Source organism: Streptomyces sp. P3, from assembly GCF_003032475.1.
Classification (GTDB): Bacteria; Actinomycetota; Actinomycetes; order Streptomycetales; family Streptomycetaceae; genus Streptomyces.
Genome location: NZ_CP028369.1, coordinates 4,054,880 through 4,075,410, shown reverse-complemented (window position 1 = coordinate 4,075,410; position 20,531 = coordinate 4,054,880). Strand labels below are relative to the sequence as shown.

Below are 20,531 nucleotides of genomic sequence, written 5' to 3'. Positions count from 1 at the left end.
GCGCCGCCCTCACTCCGCCCTCGGGCGCACCAGCCCCGACTCGTAAGCGATCACCACGAGCTGCGCCCGGTCACGCGCGCCCAGTTTCGCCATGGCCCGGTTCACGTGTGTCTTGACCGTGAGGGGGCTGACCTCCAGCCGTTCGGCGATCTCGTCGTTGGAGTGGCCGCCGGCGACCAGCACGAGGACCTCCCGCTCGCGCACGGTGAGCGCGCCGAGCCGGGCGGAACGAGCGGGGTCCCGGTCGTCGTCCGCGCCGCCCTGGGCCAGAAAGCGGGCGATCAGGCCCTTGGTGGCGGTCGGCGAGAGCAGCGCCTCGCCGCCGGCGGCGATCCGGATGGCACTCAGGAGTTCCTCGGGCTCGCTGCCCTTGCCGAGGAAGCCGGAGGCCCCGGCCCGCAGCGACTGCACGACGTAGTCGTCCACCTCGAAGGTCGTCAGGATGACCACCCGGACATGGCCGAGGGCCGGGTCGGCGCTGATCAGCCGGGTCGCGGCGAGACCGTCCGTGCCGGGCATGCGGATGTCCATCAGGACGACGTCGACGGGCCCCTCCTTGGCCAGCCGGACCGCCTCCGCGCCGTCGGACGCCTCACCGACCACCTCCATGTCGGGCTCGGAGTCGACGAGCACCCGGAAGGCGCTGCGCAGCAGCGCCTGGTCGTCGGCGAGCAGGACGCGGATGGTCATGCGGGATCCTCTGCGGTGCGGGGCTCGGCAGGACGGGGCCGCCCGGCTCGGAGCCGCTCCGTGCGGGACGGCCCAGTGGTGGAGGGCTCAGTGGTGGAAGGCTCCGCGCGGGAGGGCTCCGTGGACGACTCCGCACGGGGCTGCGGGGTGCGGCACCGCGCCGTGGGCGCCCGGCCGGGCGGGGGCTGCCCGGCGGCGGGCGCCTCGGCACGGCTGCCGGCGGTGCGGGACTCCGTCCCTGCGGCGCCGGTACGGGGCTTGACCGGCAGGATCACGTGGACGCGGTAGCCGCCGCCGTAGCGGGGACCGGTGGTGAGGGTGCCGCGCAGCGCCGTGACGCGTTCCCGCATGCCCAGCAGACCGTGGCCGCTGCCCGCCGCCGGGGAGGCGTCGGCCGCGGGCTGCCCGTCGTCGAGCACCGTGACCTCGATGTTGGGCCCCACCCGCACCACGCTGACCTCGGCCTTCGCCCCCGCTCCGGCATGCTTTTGGACGTTGGTGAGAGCTTCCTGGATGACCCGGTAGGCGGCCAGGCCGACGGCGGCCGGAAGCTCGGTCTCCTGGTCGGCGCGGGCCACCTCGACCGGGAGCCCGGCACTGCGGAAGGTGCCGGCGAGCTCCTCGAGGCGGTCCAGGCCGGGAGCGGGCTCGGTGGGGGCCTCCGGGTCGCCGGACTGGCGCAGCAGACCCACCGTGGCCCGCAGTTCGTCGAGCGCGGAGCGGCTGGCCTCACGGACGTGCGCGAGGGCCTCCTTGGCCTGGTCGGGCCGCTTGTCCATGACGTGTGCGGCGACCCCGGCCTGGACGTTGACCAGCGCGATGTGGTGGGCGACGACGTCGTGCAGGTCGCGGGCGATGCGCAGCCGCTCCTCGGCGACCCTGCGGCGGGCCTCCTCCTCCCGGGTGAGCTCGGCCCGCTCGGCGCGGTCCCGGATGGCCTGGACGGCCGCGCGGCGGCTGCGGACCGCGTCGCCAGCGGTGGCCCCGATGCCGGTCCAGGCGAGGATCCCGAGGTTGTCCTGGGCGTACCAGGGCAGCGGTCCGGCGAGCATGGCCGCGCCGGTGAGGACCGTCATGGTGAGCAGGCCGGCCCGCAGGGTGGTGGGGCGGTCGGTGGTGGCGGCGACGGTGAAGAGGGCGACGACCGCGGACATCGCCACGGGGGCGCGCGGATCACCGGTGACGGACTCGGCCACGGACGCCGCGCCGGTGAGGACGAGGACCGTCATGGGGGCGCGGCGGCGCAGGACGAGCGCGGCCGCCCCGAGGGCCATGAGCAGCAGGCTGAGCAGGTCCGGCGTGCGGATGCTCCAGCTGACGCTCTGCTCGCCGTGCGGGTCGACCAGGGAGCCGGCGAGCATGCACAGGAGGACGCCCGCGGCGAGGGAGGCGTCGAGAGCCAGGGGGTGGGCCTTGAGCCGGCACTCGGCCCGGGAAAGGAGGGTCACTTTCTGCTTGCCGTCGCTTTCCTCGCCGTAGCCGGTGGCTGCCGCCCCCGGCCCCCGCTGTCGGCCCCGAACGGGGCTCGTCCTTTGCCGGAGGGGCTGAGCCGCCGTGACCGGCGCCGAGGGGCCTTCGGTGTCATGCCGGGATCAGGCCTTCGTCGTCATCCCGGGATCAGGCCGTCGTCGCTCAGCATGTCCCGGACCTCCTCCAGGCTCGCGTCCGGCGACGGGAGGATGAGCTCGGAGGGCTCCAGTGCCTCGTCCGGCAGCGGGGCGCCCAGGCGGCGTACGGCGTCCAGGAGGGCGCCGAGGGTGCGGTGGAAGCCGTCCTCGTCGCCGCTCTCCATCTCCGCGAGGAGGTCGTCGTCCAGCTTGTTCATTTCGACGAAGTGGGAGTCGGCCAGTTCCCACTGGCCCTCCCCCATGATCCGTACGATCACGTCGCCCTCCTCGGCTCCGGGCCCCGGCGCCGGGCTACTGCTTGTCGAAGCGCGGGGTGTCCTGCGGCTGCTGCTGGGACTGCGGCCGGCCCGTGCCGCCTTCGATGGCCTGCTGGCCGGCGGACGGGCCCCCGGCGAGCTCGGCCTTCATACGCTGCAGTTCCAGCTCTACATCCGTACCACCGGAGAGCCGGTCCAGCTCGGTCTGGATGTCATCCCTCGCGATGCCCGTCGGGTCGTCCAGGGCGCCGGAGGCGAGGAGCTCGTCGAGGGCGCCGGCCCGGGCCTGGAGCTGGGCGGTCTTGTCCTCGGCGCGCTGGATGGCCAGGCCGACGTCGCCCATCTCCTCGGAGATGCCGGAGAAGGCCTCGCCGATGCGGGTCTGGGCCTGCGCGGCGGTGTAGGTGGCCTTGATGGTCTCCTTCTTCGTACGGAAGGCGTCCACCTTGGCCTGCAGGCGCTGGGCCGCGAGGGTGAGCTTCTCCTCCTCGCCCTGGAGCGTGGCGTGCTGCGTCTCCAGGTCGGTGACCTGCTGCTGCAGGGCGGCGCGGCGGGAGAGCGCCTCGCGGGCGAGGTCCTCACGGCCGAGCGCGAGCGCCTTGCGGCCCTGGTCCTCCAGCTTGGAGGACTGCGACTGGAGCTGGTTCAGCTGGAGTTCCAGCCGCTTGCGCGAGGTGGCGACGTCGGCGACGCCGCGACGGACCTTCTGCAGGAGCTCCAGTTGCTTCTGGTACGAGTAGTCGAGGGTTTCGCGCGGGTCCTCGGCCCGGTCAAGGGCCTTGTTCGCCTTCGCGCGGAAGATCATCCCCATACGCTTCATGACACCGCTCATGGGCTTCGCGCGCCCCCTTCTGACGGACTCCGGCTCTCAGGTCTGCGACAGAACCCACAGTACGGGCCCTGCCTCCATTGACGCACTGTTCGGGGGCGGATGCGCTCCTCCCCAAGGACGACTGACGGGGCCCGGGGTCCGGCGTGAGGAGTAGGTGACCGTCAGGGTGCGCGACGCGCGCCCTTCGCCCCTCTTCCTCGCTCTCGCCCGGTCTGTCCCTTCTACAGACGACTGGTGTTGCCGGATCGTTCCCCTCCGGGCTGGGGTCCATGCCCGGGAGCGCTTACCCTTGGGTTTTGTGTTCCGTAGCCGTGCCAAGGAAGAGAAGGCCCCCGCTGACGCGGTGGTGACCGACTCCAAGCAGCCCCGTGACCCTCAGGCGAAGAAGGGCAGGCCCACGCCCAAGCGCAGTGAGGCCCAGACCCAGCGCCGCAGCGTCGCCAACACCTCGACGTCGCGCAAGGACGCCGCCAAGCGGCAGCGCGACGAGCGCCGCGCCCAGATGGAACGGCAGCGCCAGGCGCTGGCCGGCGGCGACGAGCGCTATCTGCCGGTCCGCGACAAGGGCCCCGTCCGCAAGTTCGCGCGCGACTTCATCGACGCGCGATTCAACGTGGCGGAGTTCTTCCTGCCGATGGCCGTGGTCATCCTCGTGCTGAGCATGGTGCGGGTGGGCTCGTTGCAGACCATCGCGCTGCTGCTGTGGCTGGTCGTGATCGTCCTGATCGTGCTGGACTCGCTCACCACCGGCTTCCGGCTGCGCAAGCGGCTGGCCGAGCGCTTCCCCGACCAGAACCGGCGGGGCGCGGTCGCCTACGCACTGATGCGCTCGCTGCAGATGCGCCGGCTGCGGCTGCCCAAGCCGCAGGTCAAGCGTGGAGCGCAGCTCTGAGCACTGCGGCTTTCTCCGGGGGAGCGGCCGAGGCCTGGCTGAACAGGCTGGGCGGGCTGCGTGACGTCGTACGTCAGGAGCTGGTGGCCCGGCAGCTCGACGAGCAGATGGCGGGCCGCTATCCCGTGGGGCAGCGGCTGCGGGTCCTCGACGTCGGGATGGGTCAGGGCACCCAGGCGCTGCGGCTGGCCCGGCTCGGTCACCAGGTGACCGGGCTGGAGCAGGACGCGATCATGGTCGCCGCGGCCCGCGAGGCCCTCAAGGGCGAGCCCGAGGGCATCCGGGAGCGTATGCGGATCATCGAGGGCGACGGCCGGGACACCGGGGTGCACTTCCTGCCCGGCAGCTTCGACGTGGTGCTCTGCCACGGCGTGCTCATGTACGTGGAGGCGCCGGACGCCCTGCTGGCGGGGCTGGCGCGGATGCTGGCTCCCGGCGGGCTGCTGTCGCTGCTGGTGCGCAACGGGGACGCGCTGGCCATGAGGGCGGGACTGGCCCAGGACTGGGCGGGCGCGCTGGGGTCCTTCGACACCGTCGCCTACCGGAACCGGCTGGGCCTGGACGTCCGGGCGGACCGGCTGGCGACGCTGACCGACACGCTCGCCGGGATCGGCGCGCCGCTGCAGGCCTGGTACGGCGTGCGGGTCTTCACGGACACGGCCGCGGACGACGCGGAGATCCCCGGCGACCTCGAAAGGCTGCTCTCGGCCGAGGAACGGGCGGGGCGGACGGATCCCTACCGGCAGGTCGCGGCGTTGCTGCATCTGTGCGGGGTGCGCGGCTGAGCGGTGTGAGCGGCGAGCGGCTGAGCGGTGTGAGCGGCGAGCGGCTGAGCGGTGTGAGCGACTGAGCGGCTGAGCGGTGTGAGCGACTGAGCGAAACGTTCCGCTCGTTCGGGTGAACGGCCGGCCGGCCGCACCGTGGGGGTGAACGGGGGCGGGACGGCCGTGGTCCGGCCGCCCCGCCGCGGGGCTACGCCTCGTTCGCGTGCAGGCTCATCGGGCCGTAGATCTCGGTGAACTCCTCGAAGAGCCGCACCTGGTCCGCGCCGCCTTCGAGAAGGTCCTTCCAGACTTCCCCGATCCAGGACTCGGCGTCCCCCTGCGTGGTGAACTCGTCGGGCTGCACCGCGGGTTGGACCTCCGTCCCGTCGGCCTTCTCGAACCGCCACGTCCATGCCGCCATGTACGCCTCCCAGCTGTGACCACGTGCAGAGCGGAAGCCGGATCCAGGTCCGGCTTCCGCCCTGAGCCTAGGGCTTGTCCGGCGGCCCGTGCCGCAGACGCGGGATCTCGTAGGCTCCGGGCCGGCGCGGGCCGGATGCGCGGGACCATGTCGGACGCGCGAAAATCAGCCCGTGGAAGTCACTCTGCTCGGTACCGGCGCCCCCGCGGGACTGCCCCGCCCCGACTGCTCCTGCGCCGTGTGCGCGACCTCGCTCGGCGCGCACGCGCGGGCGGCGACCGCGTTGCTCGTGGACGGGGCCCTGCTGCTCGACCTCACGCCGGGCGCGGCCTTCGCGGCCGCGCGGGCGGGGCACTCGCTGGCCGGGGTGGGCCAGGTGCTGCTGACGCATCCGCACGACGGTCCGCCGGTGGAGGTGCCGGCCGGCCTGCCGCAGCCCGGCCGGGTGCCGGACGGGCGGGAGTGGGCGCCGCCGACGGGGCACCGGGTGCGGGCGGTGGCGACGGACGCGCCGGGCACCGGCTACGCGGTGACCGGACCCGACGGGCAGCGGCTGCTGTATCTGCCGCCCCGGAGCGCGCCGGCCGGACTGGAGGAGGGTTCGGAGCACGCCGGGCGCTACGACATGGTCCTCCTGGACGTGGTGGGGCGGCCGGACGCGCTGGCGAAGCTGCGGGCGGTCGGGGCGGTGGGACCGACGACGGACGTGGTCGCCGTCCATCTGGATCACGACGTGCCGCCGGGTGCGGAGCTCGGCCGGCGGCTCGCGGCGGCCGGAGCGCGGGCGGTGCCGGACGGGGCGACGCTGACGGTGGGGGTGTACGAGGACGTGCCCGACGTGCCGCGGCGGACGCTGGTGCTGGGCGGGGCCCGGTCGGGCAAGTCGGTGGAGGCCGAACGGCGGCTGGAGTCCTTCCCGGACGTGCTGTACGTGGCCACCGGCGGGACGCGGGGCGGCGACACCGAGTGGGCGTCCCGGGTGTCCGCGCACCGGGAGCGGCGGCCGGGCTCCTGGCGGACGACGGAGACCTGCGACCTCGTCCCGCTGCTGTCGCAGGACGGGGCGCCGCTGCTGATCGACTGTCTGTCACTGTGGCTGACGGACGTGATGGACGCGGTCGACGCCTGGGACGACGCGGTGTGGGCGGACGGCGGCGAGAAGGCGTTGCGGGCGCGGGTGCGGGAACTGACGGACGCCGTGCGCGCGGCCCGGCGGACCGTCGTCCTGGTGTCCAACGAGGTCGGCTCGGGCATCGTGCCGGCGACTGCATCGGGACGGCGCTACCGCGACGAGCTGGGGCGGCTGAACGCGGCGGTCGCGGCGGAGTGCGAGCAGGCCGTGCTGGTGGTGGCGGGCCAGGCGCTGGTGCTCCGCGGCTGAACCGCCACCCCCGTTCCGCCCGCTCCGACGCCCGAGCACACCTGCCCCCACCGCCCACTGCCACCGCCCACCGGAGCAGCGGGCCAGGCGTCTTGGCGCCCCGCTGCCGGGCCGGCGTACCCGTTGCCGTGCGGTCGGTCGTCCGTGCGGTCGGTCGTCGGCCGGCGCCCGTGCCGGCGGCCCGTGGCCGGGCGGTCCCCCGACGGCCCGGTCAGGGTCTGCGGGCGACGATCCGGTAGGCGTTGGAGAAGCGGGTGCGGCGCAGGACCGGGGCCAGGAGGTGGTCGAGGGCGGCGGCCAGGGTGATCAACGGGCCGGCCGCCCCGCGCAGCCGGGTCCGGCGCAGGCAGAGCGAGGCCGCGGCCGCCAGGTCGCCCGGCGTGTGCGCGCCTCTGCCGTCCGCCACGACGATCCGGCAGCCCCGGGCCTCGAGTTCGGCCCGCAGGTTGGCCTGTGGGATCAGGTGGAGGTGGCGGGGCTGGTCGTGGGCGGGCCACCATCTGCCGAGGACCGTGGCGGAGGCGCTGGCCGGGTCCGGGAGTTCGAGGAGCAGATGGCCGCCGGGGCGCAGGGCCGTCAGCGCCGCGGCGAGCTCCTGCCTCGGTTCCGGGGTGTGTTCCAGGTGGTGGAGCATGCTGACGACGTCGTAGCGGCCGCGCAGTCGGGACAGCGTCTCGGGGTTCGTCAGCCGTCCCATGTGGGCCTCGTCGAGCCGTCCGGCCGTGTGCGCCCACCGCACCGCGGGAGCCGGGTCCACCCCGTCGAACGCCGTGTAGGCGAACAGTTCCCGAGCCGCCTCCGGGAAGGCCGCGTCGCCCGTCCCGACGTCCAGCCAGCTCTCCGGTTCGGGAAAGGGCAGCATGGTGCGCGCCGTGGCCCGCAGGCGTCCGCGGGTGACCCGCCGGTGGTCCTCCGGCGCGGCGTAGAGCTCCAGTCCCTCGGCGGTCAGGCGAGGGTTCTGGAAGGCGTGCCGGCAGTCCCGGCATTCGTCGACCACGAACGTGCCCGGCCTGCGGTGGCGCAGGTCCGGTGCGCGCAGCCGGGTGCGCAGGTTCCCCGAGCCGCACCAGGGGCAGTCGTCGCGGCGCGGCTCGTGGACGGGCCTGGCGGGCATGGGCGGCTCCGGAAGGACGAGACGAACCGTGGACAATATGCGGCAAAACGGAACGTATGGGATAGCGGCCACGGGTGCAATGACGTCGTGCGGGCGTGGTGGTGACGGGGAACGGAACCGTTCGACCGGTGCCGGTACTGTTCGGCGAATGAGCTCGCTTAATCTCGACGACTTCACCGATCTGATCGAGCGTCCCGACGGCGGTGTGCGCCGCGACGCGGAGGCCCGCCGGGAACGTCAGATCGTGCCGCCCGGATCGCTGGGGCGTCTGGACGACCTGGGTGAGTGGCTGGCGGCGGCGCAGGGCTCGTCGCCCGTGCGGCCGATCGTGCGGCCGCGGGTGGTGCTGTTCGCCGGCGACCACGGGGTGGCCGGGCTCGGCGTCTCCGCCCGGCCGGCCGGCAGCGCCGCGGAGTTGGTGCGGGCGGTCCTGGAGGGCGGCCGGCCGGTCTCCGTGCTCGCCCGCCGCCTCGACGTCCCCGTGCGGGTCGTGGACATGGCGCTGGACTGCGATCCGGACGCCTTCCCGGAGGACGTCGTACGGCACCGGGTGCGGCGCGGCAGCGGCCGCATCGACATCGAGGACGCGTTGACGACGGAGGAGGCCGAGGCGGCCTTCGCGGCGGGCGTGGCCGTCGCCGACGAGGAGGCCGACTCGGGGACGGACCTGGTCGTGCTGGGCGACGTCAGCGTCGGCGGGACGACGGCCGCGGGCGTGCTGGTGGCGGCGCTGTGCGGGACCGACGCGTCCGTGGTGACCGGGCGCGGCGGGGAGGCGATCGACGACCTGGCGTGGATGCGCAAGTGCGCAGCCGTCCGGGACGCGCTGCGACGGGCCCGGCCGGTGCTCGGCGACCAGTTGCAGCTGCTGGCGACGGTGGGCGGGGCCGACCTCGCCGCCATGACGGGCTTTCTGCTCCAGTGCGCGGTACGGAAGTTGCCGGTCGTCCTCGACGGGGTCGTGGCGGCGGCCTGTGCGCTCGTCGGGCAGCGGGTCGCGTTCCGGGCGCCGGACTGGTGGCTGGCCGGGCACACCAGCGGCGAACCGGGGCAGGCCAAGGCGCTCGACCGGATGGCCCTGGAACCGCTGCTCGATCAGGGCGTGAAGGTCGGCGAGGGCGCCGGCGCGCTGCTCGCCCTGCCGCTGGTGCGGGCCGCCGCGGCCCTGGCCGCGGAGCTTCCGGAGAAGCCCGAGGAATTCGCGGAGGAGCCGAAGGAGGACGCGCAGGGCGAGCCCGAAGCGGTCGCGGAGGCGGCCGGGACGGAGGATGCCCACCCGGCGACGGAGCCGGCCGCGCCACCGGCCTCATCACCGGCCGCAGCACCGACGACAACGGCGGAAGAAGGCCACTGAACACCAAAGGGGACAGGCACCACCAAAGGAGCGGTTTTCCACAAGTGCACCCATATGATCACCACTCATGGGCAACACCCGGGGCGCCGCCGCCTTCGCCGTCTGGTACCTGCGCGTCGTCGCGTCCGTCAACTTCCTCAGCGCGGTGTGGGTCACCCTGGGGCAGGACGTACGGCGGCACAACCAGGCGGACTTCTTCACCCCGTACCTGCTGACGGCCGGGTTCGCGCCCGGCCTCTTCACCGCGTTCCTCGCCGTCACCATGAGCCGGCGCAAGCGGGCCGCGTGGATCCTGAACCTCGGCCTGAGCGGAGCCTTCCTCGGGCTGTTCGCCGTGGCGATGGCGTTCCCGGAGATCCGGCGCCACCCCCAGAACTGGGTCTCGCTCGTGCTGACCGCTGCGTTCGTCGGCGCTCTGCTGGCCGGACGGCGCGCGTTCTACGCCAAGGGCGACCGGTCCAACCCGCGGCTCGCCGCGGCCGTCGGCGCGGGCGGGCTGCTGGGCGCCTCGCTGCTGGCCGCGCTGCTGGTGACGGTCACCAACCGGGCGTCCGCGCCCTCCACGTTCCTCGAACGCTGGCGCTACGGCGCCCTGCGGCTGGTCTCCGTCACGGCGGACGGCCACCGCGTCCCCGGGATCGCGCCACCCACCTGGGTCGACGTCGCCGTCAACGTGCTGAGCACGGCGCTCCTGCTGGCCGTCCTGTACGCCGCCTTCCGCTCCCGGCGGGTCGTCGACCCGCTCACCGAGGACGACGAGAAGCGGCTGCGGGAACTGCTCGACCGGTACGGCGAGCGGGACTCGCTCGGCTACTTCGCGCTGCGCAGGGAGAAGAGCGTGTGCTGGTCGCCGACCGGGAAGGCCGCCGTCGCCTACCGCGTCGTCGGCGGGGTGTCGCTGGCCTCCGGCGATCCGCTCGGCGACCCGGAGGCCTGGCCGGGGGCGATCGGGCCGTGGCTCGCCGAGGCGCGGGCGCACGGATGGATCCCGGCGGTGACGGGCGCGAGCGAGGAGGCCGGGACGGTGTACGCCCGGCACGGGCTGGACGCGCTGGAGCTCGGGGACGAAGCCGTCGTCGACGTCGCCGAGTTCACCCTCGAGGGACGCGCCATGCGGACGGTCCGGCAGGCGTGCAACCGGGTGCGCAGGGCCGGGTACACCGTGCGCGTACGACGCCACGAGGACATCCCGGCCGACGAGATGGCGTACCTGCTGCGGCGGGCCGACGACTGGCGCGACGGGGCCGCCGAGCGCGGGTTCAGCATGGCGCTCGGGCGGCTCGGCGACCCGCGGGACGGGCGCTGCGTGATGCTGGAGTGCACCGATGCCGACGGTGAACTGCGCGCCCTGCTCTCGTTCGTGCCGTGGGGACCGCACGGACTGTCGCTCGACCTGATGCGGCGCGACCGTCACGGCGACAACGGGCTGACCGAGTTCATGGTGATCGAGCTGCTGCGACGCGCCCGGGAGAGCGGGATCGTGCAGGTCTCGCTGAACTTCGCGGTGTTCCGCTCGGTCTTCGAACGGGGCGCCCGTCTGGGCGCCGGGCCGGTGCTGCGCCTGTGGCGGTCGCTGCTGTGCTTCTTCTCCCGCTGGTGGCAGATCGAGTCCCTCTACCGGGCCAACGCCAAGTACCGGCCCGTCTGGGAGCCGCGTTTCCTGCTCTTCGAGAAGAGCGCGGACCTGCCGCGCATCGCCGTGGCGTCGGCGCGCGCCGAGGGGTTCCTGGAGGCGCCCGGACTACCGGGGCGCCCGCGCCGGGGACGTCTGGAGACCCTGCGGTGAAGCGGCTCGCCGGCTGGGCCCGCGCCGAGTGGGGGCCGCTGTGCCTGGCCGTGCGCGGCTCGCTGGCGCGGCGGCGCCGGCGGGCGGTGCCGCTGACGCTGGCGGCCGTGTGCCTGACGTCCCTGACGCAGATCGTGCAGAACCAGCCCTGGGGCTACCGGCCCGTACAGGACGTCGGCGCGGTACGGGCCGAGGACCCGCTGTGGCTCGCCCTCTCGCGCACCCCGCTGTCGTTGTTCGTGCCCGCTCTCGACCTTCCGGTCTGGGGCGCGCTCGTGCAGGTCCTGCTGGTGTTCGGGATCGCGGAGCTCTGCCTCGGCCGGCCGCGCACCCTCGTCGTCGCCTACACCGCCACGCTCGCCGGCACCCTGTACGCCCGCGTGGGGCTGGCCCTCGGTCCGGGCGGCCCGTTCGGCCTGCCCGCGTCCGACGCGCTGGTGGTGGACACCGGTCCGTCGGCCGCGGTGGTGGGCCTCGCGGTGTTTTTGGGCTGGCGCTTTCGCGCGTACGCGACGGCGGCCGCGGTGATCGTCGCGATGACCGTGGAAGTGCTGCTGAAGAACAACCTGGCCGGCAAGGAGCACTTGGCGGCGATCGCGGCCACAGCGGCCCTGTACGCGTGTCTGCGCCGACGGGAGCGGGCGGGCCGAGCGGAGCGGCGCCCGGGCCGCGGGCCGCGGCGCCGGGGGCCCCGGGCGCCCGGAACGGCCGCGGACCCGGAACCGGCCCCGGCCCGGCAGCAGCCGCCGGGCCCGCAGCCGCCGGACGGCGGGCGGGACGGCCCGGACCGACGCCGTCACCCGCACCCGCACCCGCACCCGCACCCGCACTCGCCGGACCGGTCCCCTCACCCGCCCGCGTCGGACCGGGTCTCTCACTCCCGTTCGCCGGACTGAGCCAGTTCCTCGTCCGTCTTGCCGCCCAGCCAGTCCCCCACCAGTCGGCGGGGCCCCGCCCAGCGCCGGTCGTGACGGTAGGCGCGCAGCATCGCCTTCGCGCGGGCCCGCGGCCGCCGCCGGTAGAACCGCCGGGCCCAGGGGGAGGCCGGCCGGGCCACCCGGACCAGGCCGATCAGCCCGACGAACGGGACGAACACGCTGAAGACAGCCGTCTTGACCTTGCCCTTGGTCAGCACGGCCAGCGAGAAGAGGACGTTGGCGCCGACGGTCGCGAGGACGCTTCCCCGGTCCTGGAGCTCCTCCTCGCTCATCCCGTCGACGCCGAACGGCGAGAAGCCCACCAGCAGCAGTCCGCCCAGCGCCGCCGTGAGGACCACGGCCTCCACGCTCTTGCGGCCCGCCTCCGTCCAGTACACGTCGTCCAGGTGCAGGATCAGGGCGAACTCGTCGAGGACCAGGCCCGTGCCGATGCCGAAGAGCACCGCGAAGGCGCCCGCCCCGAAGCCGTGCCGGCCACTCGCCACGGAACCGAATCCGCCCGCGACGGTCAGCACGACGCCCGGGACGACGTGGTGGATGTGCACCCCGCCGGAGCTGATGTTCCCGAACGGGCCCTTGCCGGCCCGGATGAGGCGGGTGATGACCCGGGTGATCAGGAAGGTGGCCACGAACGCGGTCAGGGCGATAAGCAGCGGGAGCTTGCCCGGTTCGACGATGTTGCGCTGCACCCAGTCGCCCATGCCCCCAGTCTCACGGGGAGCGGGACGCCCTGCCTCGCGGGCGGGGCGTCCGGAGTAGCGCGTGTCCGGCCGGATCCTGCCCGGCGGACGTCCCCGGCGGACGTCCCCGGCATGATCCGCGGGACGGGCAGGCCATAGTCTGCGGCGATGTCCACTGTCCCGCCCCCCGCCTCGCCCCTCGACGGCCTGCGCTTCGCCTTCGGCACCCTCACCGCGTTGCCGGTGCGGGTGACCCGCTGGGACCGTCCGGCCGCGCGCGGCGGCATGCTGAGCGCGCCCCTGGTCGGGCTGGTCGTCGGCGGCTGTGCGGCGGGGCTCGGGCTGCTGCTGCTGCGGTTGGGCGCGGACCCGCTGCCGGCCGCCGTCGCCTCGGTCGCCGTGCCCGCCGTCCTCACCCGGGGACTGCACCTCGACGGGCTGGCCGACACAGCGGACGGTCTGGGCAGCGGCAGGCCCGCCGAGGACGCGCTGCGGATCATGAAGCAGTCGGACATCGGCCCGTTCGGCGTGCTCACCCTCGTCCTGGTGCTGCTCGCCCAGACGGCCGCGCTGGCCCAGGCGTACGGCGACTCCTGGACACGGGGTGCCGTCGCCGCCGTCACGTCGGCGGTCGCCGCCCGGCTGGCGCTCACCCTGGCCGCCCGCGCCGGGGTCCCGCCGGCCCGGCCGGAAGGGCTGGGGGCGGCGGTCGCCGGAGTGGTCCCGGTCGCGGGCTCGGTGGCCGTGGCGGCCGTCTGCGTCGTCGTCGCGGCCCTCGGCGGCGGGCTGTCCGGCGTGGCCGACGGGGTACGCACGGCCGCCTCGGTCGTCGCGGCCCTCGCCGCCGCCGAACTCCTGCTGCGTCACTGCACGCGCCGCTTCGGCGGCGTCACCGGGGACGTGTTCGGCGGGCTGGCGGAGACGGCGGCGACGACCGCGCTGACGGTGCTGACCCTGGGCGGGTAGGCCGCGTTCGGCGTCGTGCGGAAGGCGGCCGTGGCGGGTCGGGAACCCGAGGGGTGTGCGCCGGTCACGGTAGTGCGAGGATCGTCCGGCGGAGACGACGCCACCGACAGGGGTGAAGACTCGCGTGCATGAGCGAACGCACAGGCACGCGTAGGCTCGTTCCGGGATTCGCCACGCCGGTTCGCCGCGCCGGTGGGACGCACCCCGGAGACGACCGCACCCACGACCCGCGTCCAGGGTCGGCTGTCGGGCCCGGTCGACCCATGCTCCGGCCACAGCAACTCCACATCGGAAGCGAGATTCCACCACCGTGACTGCTCTCACTCTCAGCACCGCCGCGGCGCCCGGCCTGCGGGCCGACGCGATCGTGATCGGTGTCGCCAAGGGCGCAAAGGGCCCGATCGTTGCCCCAGGCGCCGAAGCCGTCGACAAGGCGTTCGACGGCCGGCTCGCCGGCGTTCTGGAGACCCTCGGGGCTTCCGGCGCCGAGGCCGAGGTGACGAAGCTGCCCGCCCCGGCGGGCTTCAAGACGCCGCTCGTGCTCGCGGTGGGCCTCGGCGGCGAGCCCGAGAAGGACGCCGCCTACGACCCCGAGGCGCTGCGCAGGGCGGCAGGCGCCGCCGCCCGCGTCCTCGGCGGCGCCAAGAAGGCCGCGTTCGCGCTGCCCGTGACCGATGCCGGCGACATCGGCGCGATCGGCGAGGGCGTGGTGCTCGGCGCCTACTCCTTCGACGCGTACCGGCAGACCGCGCGCTCGAACAACGCAGCAAAGGCCGGGAACGCCAAGGCGCCGCTCGCCGAGGCCGCCCTGCTCGGCGGGAAGCCGCGCGACGCCGCCCACAAGGCCGCGCTGCTGCGCGCCGCCACCGTCGGCGAGGAGCTCAACCGGGCCCGCGACCTGATCAACATGCCGCCGAACGACCTCGACCCGCAGGCGTTCGCCGCCATCGCGCAGGACGCGGCCAAGGAACACGGCATCAAGGTGCAGGTCCTCGACGAGAAGGCGCTCGTCAAGGGCGGCTACGGCGGCATCCTCGGCGTCGGCGCCGGCTCGGCGGCGGCTCCTCGCCTGGTCAAGTTGTCGTACACGTCCGCCAAGGCCACGAAGCACCTCGCGTTCGTCGGCAAGGGCATCACCTACGACTCGGGCGGCATCTCGCTCAAGCCGGCCGGGCACAACGAGACGATGAAGTGCGACATGAGCGGGGCGGCGGCGGTCTTCGCCGCGGTCGTCGCGGCCGCGCGGCTCGGGCTCGAGGTGAACGTCACCGGCTGGCTGGCGCTCGCCGAGAACATGCCGTCCGGCTCCGCCACCCGCCCGGGTGACGTGCTGCGCATGTACAGCGGCAAGACCGTCGAGGTCCTCAACACCGACGCGGAGGGCCGGCTGGTCCTCGCGGACGCGCTGTGGGCGGCCTCCGCCGAGAAGCCGGACGCGATCGTCGACGTGGCGACCCTGACCGGCGCGATGATGCTGGCGCTCGGCAGCCGCACCTTCGGGATCATGGCGAACGACGACGCGTTCCGCTCCGCGGTGCACGAGGCCGCCGAGGAGGTCGGTGAGCCGGCGTGGCCGATGCCGCTGCCGGAACACCTGCGCAAGGGCATGGACTCCACCGTCGCGGACCTCGCGAACATGGGCGAGCGGATGGGCGGCGGGCTGGTGGCCGGTCTCTTCCTGCGCGAGTTCGTGGGCGAGGGGATCACCTGGGCGCACCTGGACATCGCCGGGCCGGCGTTCAACGAGGGCGGCCCGTTCGGCTACACGCCGAAGGGCGGCACCGGCACCGCCGTGCGGACGCTGGTGCGGCTGGCCGAACTGACGGCCGCCGGCGACCTGGGCTGAGGCGTGTCTCGAAATCCCGTCTGTCCTTCGGGCACACGACGCCACTTTCGACACACGCCCTAGTCCCGCCGGGAGCGGGGAACTGTGCGCCTGATCACTCGGCCCGTCCGTCACGTGGCGGGTGCGGGCCGAATGCGGCCGGTCGCACAGTTCCCCGCGCCCCGCGAGTGGGGCCGGCCCCCTGTCACAAGTGAGCGTGGGGTGTCTCACACCCCGGCCCTGTGTCTCGTCGGGGTCCGACAAGTGCGAGGATGGGGCTCGGCAGGACAGGGCCCCCACCACAGGGCCGAGACAGAGCGGCCGGACACCAGCCGCCGACCGGTCACTGGAGACCGGCGTGGCGCACATGCATGGAGGACGTGACGTGGCGAACGACGCCAGCACCGTTTTCGACCTAGTGATCCTCGGCGGTGGTAGTGGCGGTTACGCCGCGGCCCTGCGCGGGGCGCAGCTGGGCCTGGACGTCGCCCTGATCGAGAAGGACAAGGTCGGCGGTACCTGCCTGCACCGGGGGTGCATCCCCACCAAGGCCCTGCTGCACGCGGGCGAGATCGCCGACCAGGCCCGTGAGAGCGAGCAGTTCGGCGTCAAGGCCACCTTCGAGGGCATCGACGTCCCCGCCGTCCACAAGTACAAGGACGGCGTCATCTCCGGCCTCTACAAGGGCCTCCAGGGACTCATCGCCTCCCGCAAGGTGACGTACATCGAGGGTGAGGGCCGCCTGTCCTCCCCGACCTCCGTCGACGTGAACGGACAGCGCGTCCAGGGCCGCCACGTGCTGCTCGCGACCGGCTCCGTGCCGAAGTCGCTGCCGGGCCTGGAGATCGACGGCAACCGGATCATCTCCTCCGACCACGCCCTCGTCCTGGACCGCGTGCCGAAGTCCGCGATCATCCTGGGCGGCGGCGTCATCGGCGTCGAGTTCGCCTCGGCGTGGAAGTCCTTCGGCGCCGACGTGACGGTCATCGAGGGCCTCAAGCACCTGGTGCCGGTCGAGGACGAGAACTCCTCCAAGCTGCTCGAGCGCGCGTTCCGCAAGCGCGGCATCAAGTTCAACCTGGGCACCTTCTTCTCGAAGGCCGAGTACACCGCCGACGGCGTCAAGGTCACCCTGGCCGACGGCAAGGAGTTCGAGGCCGAGGTCCTGCTGGTCGCGGTGGGCCGCGGGCCCGTCTCCGCCGGTCTCGGCTACGAGGAGCAGGGCGTCGCGACGGACCGCGGCTACGTCCTGGTCGACGAGTACATGCGCACCAACGTCCCGACCGTCTCCGCCGTCGGCGACCTGGTCCCGACGCTCCAGCTCGCGCACGTCGGCTTCGCCGAGGGCATGCTGGTCGCGGAGCGCCTGGCCGGCCAGAAGGTCGTCCCGATCGACTACGACGGCGTCCCCCGGGTGACGTACTGCCACCCCGAGGTCGCCTCCGTGGGCATCACCGAGGCCAAGGCCAAGGAGCTCTACGGCGCGGACAAGGTCGTCGCTCTGAAGTACAACCTCGCGGGCAACGGCAAGAGCAAGATCCTCAACACCGCGGGCGAGATCAAGCTCGTCCAGGTGAAGGACGGCGCGGTGGTCGGCGTCCACATGGTCGGCGACCGCATGGGCGAGCAGGTCGGCGAAGCCCAGCTGATCTACAACTGGGAGGCGCTGCCGGCCGAGGTCGCGCAGCTCATCCACGCCCACCCGACGCAGAACGAGGCGCTCGGCGAGGCCCACCTGGCCCTGGCGGGCAAGCCGCTGCACTCGCACGACTGACCCTCGGTCGTACCACGTCGAAGCGACGACCCAGACTTCCGCAATCGTTAAGGAGCAACCGAAACCATGGCGGTTTCCGTAACCCTTCCGGCGCTCGGCGAGAGCGTCACCGAGGGCACTGTCACCCGCTGGCTGAAGGCCGAGGGTGAGCGCGTCGAGGCCGACGAGCCCCTGCTCGAGGTGTCGACCGACAAGGTCGACACCGAGATCCCCTCCCCCGCAGCCGGCATCCTGGCCTCCATCAAGGTCGCCGAGGACGAGACGGTCGAGGTCGGCGCCGAACTGGCCGTCATCGACGACGGCACCGGCGCCCCCGCCGCTGCCCCCGCCCCGGCCGCCGAGGAGGTCGCGCCGCTGGCTCCCGAGCCGGCCCCGGCCGCCCAGCCGTCCACCGAGCAGGCGGCTCCCGCCCCGGCTCCGACCGCCGAGGCCGCTTCCGGCGCCGGCTCCGCCGAGGGCACGGACGTCGTCCTGCCCGCGCTCGGCGAGTCCGTCACCGAGGGCACCGTCACCCGCTGGCTGAAGTCGGTCGGCGACTCGGTCGAGGCCGACGAGCCGCTGCTCGAGGTCTCCACCGACAAGGTCGACACCGAGATCCCGGCGCCCACCTCCGGTGTGCTGCTCGAGATCACGGTCGCCGAGGACGAGACCGCCGAGGTCGGCGCCAAGCTCGCCGTCATCGGCGCCCCGGGCGCGGCTCCGGCCGCCGCTCCGGCCCCGGCCGCCCCGGCTCCGGCTCCGGCCGCTCCGGCTCCCGCCCCCGCCGCTCCGGCTCCGGCCGCTGCCGCGCCGGCTCCCGCGCCCGCTCCGGTCGCCGCCCCGGCCCCGGCCGCCCCGGCGCCCGCTCCGGCCGCTCCGGCACCGGTCGCCCCGGCTCCGGCCGCGGCTCCCGCGCAGGCCACCGACGAGGGCGCCTACGTGACCCCGCTGGTGCGCAAGCTCGCCGCCGAGAACGGCGTCGACCTCGGTGCCGTCAAGGGCACCGGTGTGGGTGGCCGCATCCGCAAGCAGGACGTCATCGCCGCCGCCGAGGCCGCGAAGGCCGCCGCCGCCCCGGCTCCGGCCGCCGCCCCGGCAGCACCCGCCGCGAAGAAGGCCCCGGCCCTCGAGGCCTCCCCGCTGCGCGGCCAGACCGTGAAGATGCCCCGCATCCGCAAGGTCATCGGCGACAACATGGTCAAGGCGCTGCACGAGCAGGCGCAGCTGTCCTCGGTCGTCGAGGTCGACATCACCCGGCTGATGAAGCTCCGCGCGCAGGCGAAGGACTCCTTCGCGGCCCGCGAGGGCGTCAAGCTCTCCCCGATGCCGTTCTTCGTCAAGGCGGCGGCCCAGGCGCTGAAGGCCCACCCGGCCGTCAACGCCCGGATCAACGTGGACGAGGGCACGATCACCTACTTCGACACCGAGAGCATCGGTATCGCGGTGGACTCGGAGAAGGGCCTGATGACCCCGGTCATCAAGCACGCGGGCGACCTGAACATCGCCGGCATCGCCAAGGCCACGGCCGACCTGGCGGGCAAGGTCCGCGCGAACAAGATCACTCCGGACGAGCTGTCCGGCGCGACCTTCACCATCAGCAACACCGGCTCGCGCGGCGCGCTGTTCGACACGATCATCGTGCCGCCGAACCAGGTCGCGATCCTCGGCATCGGCGCGACGGTCAAGCGTCCGGCCGTCATCGAGACGGAGGAGGGCACGGTCATCGGCGTCCGCGACATGACGTACCTGACCCTGTCCTACGACCACCGTCTGGTGGACGGCGCCGACGCGGCCCGTTACCTGACCGCGGTCAAGGCGATCCTCGAGGCCGGCGAGTTCGAGGTCGAGCTCGGTCTCTGACCCCGTCGGTCCGACAGCACAGGCGCCCCCGTCCGGTTCTCCGGGCGGGGGCGCTTTTCTCTCGGTGCCGGCTCTGTCTCGGTGCCGGCGAACGCTCCGATGGACGTGTGGGACGTCGACACGCAGCCCGCACGGCGGCACCGGCCCCGGGCAGCCGGTCCTCGTCGACAACGCGCCGCGCTCGGTTGCCGGCCTCCGAGTCGCGGGGCCGACCTGCGGGCCGGCCCCGGTCACGCTCGTGTAAGTCTCGTCTCACCTGCGTAAAAGCATCCCCGCGCGCCCTTCTGGAAAGCGCTCACGGCCGTATTGTCTAAACGTCAAACGCCCCCGGGGGCCCGTGCGGCCTCTCCTCAAAGGAGCTCTCATGACCGCGCCCGTCGTCCACTCGCTGCGCGAACAGATCCGCGAGCACATCGTGGAGGGGATCGTCAGCGGGCGCTGGCAGCCGGGCGAGCGGATCGTGGAGCGCCGGATCGCCACCGAGCTGGAGGTCAGCCAGACGCCGGTGCGGGAGGCGCTGCGCGAGCTGGAGTCGCTGCGGCTGATCGAGTCCGCGCCGAACAAGGGCGTGCGGGTGCGCAATCTGACGGCGGCCGACCTGGAGGAGAGCTACCCGGTCCGGGCCGGCCTGGAGGCGATCGCCGCGGAACTGGCGGCCCAGAAACTGGCCGAGGACTGCTCGGCGCTCGAACCGCACGTCGCCGCGCTCTACGAGGCCGACCGCGCGTCCGACGGCACCGGCCAGGTGCGGCACACCGTCGGCTTCCACCGGGAACTGGTGCGGGCCGCCGGGAACTCCGTGCTGCTGCACACCTGGGAGGGCCTGGGCATCGAGGTGTTCACGGCGCTGTCCATCCGCTGGCTGGGGACCGTACAGCAGTCGTACGCGGAGGAGCACGAGGAGCTGGTGCAGGCGTTCCGGCGGCGGGATCCGCGGATCGCGGAGCTGGTGAAGGCGCATGTCCTCGGGTGCGCTCCCCGAGCGTAGGGCCGGACACCGGACATACGGCTCGGGCGAGGCGGCCACGCGGTCTCGGCGCGACCCTGCGCGACCCGGCGCGAGGCGGGGCGAGGCAGGGCGAGGCAGGGCGCCGACCGCGTCCAGGGGAGCGTGCACGCGCTCATACGTGGGCTCCGACCTGCGAAAACCCCCGAAATGTGCGGCACGGGGTGCCTGCCCGAAAGGCACCGGGTGCCTACTTTCTCGTGATCAAGAGGTTTTCTTCCTCAATCCTTTGATCGATCATCGATCAGCGGGTTATTGTCGCCGACGGGCCTCGCGCGGAGCCGCACAACGACACCGCATCCGGGCTCCACGCCCTGTCCTGCCAAAGACCTAGGGCACCCCCGAACCCTTGCCGATGAGGGAACCCCCTTCGACTGAGGAAGG

The 20,531-nt window shown here is 73.6% G+C and carries 17 protein-coding genes and 1 pseudogene; 11 read left to right on the top strand and 7 right to left on the bottom strand.

What is annotated here, in order from left to right:
• Positions 1-9: 9 nt before the first annotated feature.
• The 4 genes and pseudogenes from C6376_RS18270 to C6376_RS18255 form a co-directional block, all read right to left on the bottom strand.
• Entirely contained in the window at positions 10-690 is a 681-nt protein-coding gene (locus C6376_RS18270) for a response regulator transcription factor (RefSeq protein ID WP_107444394.1), read from the bottom strand.
• A gap of 245 nt (positions 691-935) precedes the next feature.
• Positions 936-2,138 (bottom strand): annotated as a pseudogene (locus C6376_RS18265) (sensor histidine kinase); the annotation flags it as partial.
• A gap of 158 nt (positions 2,139-2,296) precedes the next feature.
• On the bottom strand, positions 2,297-2,575 hold the full coding sequence (locus tag C6376_RS18260; RefSeq protein WP_107444393.1) for a hypothetical protein: 279 nt from the start codon (positions 2,573-2,575) through the stop codon (positions 2,297-2,299).
• 34 nt (positions 2,576-2,609) lie between these two features.
• Positions 2,610-3,407 (bottom strand): PspA/IM30 family protein, encoded by a 798-nt coding sequence (locus C6376_RS18255; RefSeq protein ID WP_107444392.1) that lies wholly within the window; start codon positions 3,405-3,407, stop codon positions 2,610-2,612.
• 298 nt (positions 3,408-3,705) lie between these two features.
• On the opposite strand from C6376_RS18255, the gene C6376_RS18250 reads away from it, so the two are divergent.
• Positions 3,706-4,299 carry a DUF3043 domain-containing protein gene (locus tag C6376_RS18250; protein ID WP_107444391.1) on the top strand — a complete coding sequence of 198 codons (594 nt, stop codon included), beginning with the start codon at positions 3,706-3,708 and terminating at the stop codon, positions 4,297-4,299.
• An 83-nt stretch (positions 4,300-4,382) separates the two neighbouring features.
• A complete protein-coding gene (locus tag C6376_RS18245; protein WP_107444390.1) occupies positions 4,383-5,084 on the top strand; it encodes a bifunctional 2-polyprenyl-6-hydroxyphenol methylase/3-demethylubiquinol 3-O-methyltransferase UbiG in 702 nt (233 codons plus the stop codon).
• A gap of 187 nt (positions 5,085-5,271) precedes the next feature.
• Here C6376_RS18245 and C6376_RS18240 read toward each other — a convergent pair whose 3' ends face one another.
• Complete coding sequence (locus C6376_RS18240; protein ID WP_107444389.1) at positions 5,272-5,484, bottom strand: hypothetical protein; 213 nt, start codon at positions 5,482-5,484, stop codon at positions 5,272-5,274.
• Positions 5,485-5,656: 172 nt separating this feature from the next.
• Between C6376_RS18240 and C6376_RS18235 the strand changes: the two genes are divergently transcribed.
• Positions 5,657-6,865, top strand: coding sequence for a bifunctional adenosylcobinamide kinase/adenosylcobinamide-phosphate guanylyltransferase (locus C6376_RS18235; RefSeq protein ID WP_107444388.1), 1,209 nt, complete (start codon positions 5,657-5,659; stop codon positions 6,863-6,865).
• Positions 6,866-7,076: 211 nt separating this feature from the next.
• On the opposite strand, the gene C6376_RS18230 is transcribed toward C6376_RS18235, so the two are convergent.
• Complete coding sequence (locus C6376_RS18230; RefSeq protein ID WP_107444387.1) at positions 7,077-7,979, bottom strand: class I SAM-dependent methyltransferase; 903 nt, start codon at positions 7,977-7,979, stop codon at positions 7,077-7,079.
• Positions 7,980-8,127: 148 nt separating this feature from the next.
• On the opposite strand from C6376_RS18230, the gene cobT reads away from it, so the two are divergent.
• The 3 genes from cobT (at position 8,128) to C6376_RS43875 (ending at position 12,015) form a co-directional block, all read left to right on the top strand.
• Positions 8,128-9,333: a nicotinate-nucleotide--dimethylbenzimidazole phosphoribosyltransferase gene (cobT, locus tag C6376_RS18225; protein ID WP_107444386.1), complete on the top strand. Its 1,206-nt coding sequence runs from the start codon at positions 8,128-8,130 to the stop codon at positions 9,331-9,333.
• A 67-nt stretch (positions 9,334-9,400) separates the two neighbouring features.
• Entirely contained in the window at positions 9,401-11,119 is a 1,719-nt protein-coding gene (locus tag C6376_RS18220; RefSeq protein ID WP_107444385.1) for a phosphatidylglycerol lysyltransferase domain-containing protein, read from the top strand.
• On the top strand, positions 11,116-12,015 hold the full coding sequence (locus C6376_RS43875) for a hypothetical protein (protein ID WP_159083229.1): 900 nt from the start codon (positions 11,116-11,118) through the stop codon (positions 12,013-12,015). The genes C6376_RS18220 and C6376_RS43875 overlap by 4 nt, the downstream gene beginning before the upstream one ends.
• On the opposite strand, the gene C6376_RS18210 is transcribed toward C6376_RS43875, so the two are convergent.
• Entirely contained in the window at positions 11,994-12,758 is a 765-nt protein-coding gene (locus C6376_RS18210; protein WP_107444384.1) for a hypothetical protein, read from the bottom strand. The genes C6376_RS43875 and C6376_RS18210 overlap by 22 nt on opposite strands.
• A gap of 147 nt (positions 12,759-12,905) precedes the next feature.
• Here C6376_RS18210 and C6376_RS18205 point away from each other — a divergent pair, with 147 nt between their 5' ends.
• The 5 genes from C6376_RS18205 to C6376_RS18185 all read left to right on the top strand — a co-directional run bounded on the left by C6376_RS18205 (position 12,906) and on the right by C6376_RS18185 (position 20,129).
• On the top strand, positions 12,906-13,703 hold the full coding sequence (locus C6376_RS18205) for an adenosylcobinamide-GDP ribazoletransferase (RefSeq protein ID WP_107444383.1): 798 nt from the start codon (positions 12,906-12,908) through the stop codon (positions 13,701-13,703).
• Positions 13,704-14,013: 310 nt separating this feature from the next.
• Complete coding sequence (locus tag C6376_RS18200) at positions 14,014-15,549, top strand: leucyl aminopeptidase (RefSeq protein ID WP_107444382.1); 1,536 nt, start codon at positions 14,014-14,016, stop codon at positions 15,547-15,549.
• Between the two features lie 364 nt (positions 15,550-15,913).
• The gene (lpdA, locus tag C6376_RS18195; RefSeq protein ID WP_107444381.1) at positions 15,914-17,302 is read left to right on the top strand and encodes a dihydrolipoyl dehydrogenase; all 1,389 of its coding nucleotides are present in this window, start codon (positions 15,914-15,916) and stop codon (positions 17,300-17,302) included.
• A 66-nt stretch (positions 17,303-17,368) separates the two neighbouring features.
• Positions 17,369-19,141, top strand: a complete 1,773-nt coding sequence (gene sucB, locus C6376_RS18190) for a 2-oxoglutarate dehydrogenase, E2 component, dihydrolipoamide succinyltransferase (protein ID WP_107444380.1) — start codon at positions 17,369-17,371, stop codon at positions 19,139-19,141.
• Between the two features lie 364 nt (positions 19,142-19,505).
• Positions 19,506-20,129, top strand: a complete 624-nt coding sequence (locus C6376_RS18185) for a GntR family transcriptional regulator (RefSeq protein ID WP_107444379.1) — start codon at positions 19,506-19,508, stop codon at positions 20,127-20,129.
• The last annotated feature ends 402 nt before the right edge of the window (positions 20,130-20,531 follow it).